The following is a 1,476-nucleotide window of genomic DNA, read 5'->3' as shown; positions in this document are numbered from 1 at the left end:
CCGGCAACTTTATGGCCGTTGATGCGAGTACTTATACTGCTGATATCACTCCAAGTGGTACCGGTGATATGACCATAAGCATAAACGCCGGGGTGTCTCAAGATGCGGCCGGCAATACGAATACAGCCGCCTTCCCAGCAATAACGCAATATGACGCCTCTGTACCGACAGTGACGATCACCAGTGCTGAGCCCGATCCAACGAATAGCAGTTCTTTCATTGTCAACATAGACTTTAGTGAAGCGGTTAGTGGTTTTGAAGTATCTGACATTACGGTTACTAATGGATTTGCAAGCAATTTATTTACCAGTGACAGCATTGGCTTTACTGTAGACATTAGTCCGACAGCAGATGGGTTGGTGAGTGTAGATGTAGGTGCGGGAGTAGTCACCGATGGAGCCGGCAATGGCAACACCGCCGCTACTACCTACTCGATTACTTATGACAACACACCACCGACGGTTGATATCCAGGGTGAGCCTGCTGTAGTGAGCAGCACTGCTCCGTTTAGTATTACGCTTCAGTTTAGTGAAGATGTAACGGGATTTGTGGTTGGAGATATCTCTGTGACCAATGGAACGGCTGGCAATTTTGCATCGGTAAACGGCAGTACCTATACGGCTGATATTACCCCTGACGGAGCTGGAGATATTACCATAAGTGTAAATGCAGGTGTAGCGCAGGATGCGGCTGGTAATGTAAACACAGGAGCATTCCCAGCAATTACGCAATATGATGCCTCTGCACCGACCGTGACGATCACCAGTTCAGAGCCCGACCCTACGAACAGTTCAACGTTTATGGTAAATGTTGACTTTAGTGAAGTGGTGAGTGGTTTTGACGTGTCTGACATTACGGTTACTAATGGATCTGCAAGCAACTTATTTACCAGTGACAGCATTGGCTTTACTGTAGACATTAGTCCGACAGCAGATGGATTGGTAAGTGTGGATGTAGGTGCGGGAGTAGTCACCGATGGAGCCGGCAATGGCAACACCGCCGCTACTACCTACTCGATTACTTATGACAACACACCACCGACGGTAGATATCCAGGGTGAGCCTGCTGTAGTGAGCAGCACTGCTCCGTTTAGTATTACGCTTCAGTTTAGTGAAGATGTAACGGGATTTGTGGTTGGAGATATCTCTGTGACCAATGGAACGGCTGGCAATTTTGTATCGGTAAACGGCAGTACCTATACGGCTGATATTACCCCTGACGGAGCTGGAGATATTACCATAAGTGTAAATGCAGGTGTAGCGCAGGATGCGGCTGGTAATGTAAACACAGGAGCATTCCCAGCAATTACGCAATATGATGCCTCTGCACCGACCGTGACGATCACCAGTTCAGAGCCCGACCCTACGAACAGTTCAACGTTTATGGTAAATGTTGACTTTAGTGAAGTGGTGAGTGGTTTTGACGTGTCTGACATTACGGTTACTAATGGATCTGCAAGCAACTTATTTACCAGCG

Annotated in this window: 1 protein-coding gene; it reads left to right on the top strand. The window is 47.7% G+C overall.

Going from position 1 to position 1,476, the window contains the following annotated elements:
- Positions 1-1,476 (top strand): beta strand repeat-containing protein (locus tag C7460_RS23945; RefSeq protein WP_245986543.1); only part of this gene is annotated, 1,476 nt, incomplete at both ends.

The organism is Marinoscillum furvescens DSM 4134, assembly GCF_003386095.1.
GTDB classification, from domain to species: domain Bacteria; phylum Bacteroidota; class Bacteroidia; order Cytophagales; family Cyclobacteriaceae; genus Marinoscillum; species Marinoscillum furvescens.
The sequence above is the reverse complement of the archived record's forward strand: the minus strand, read 5'-3'. Positions and strand labels throughout refer to the sequence as shown.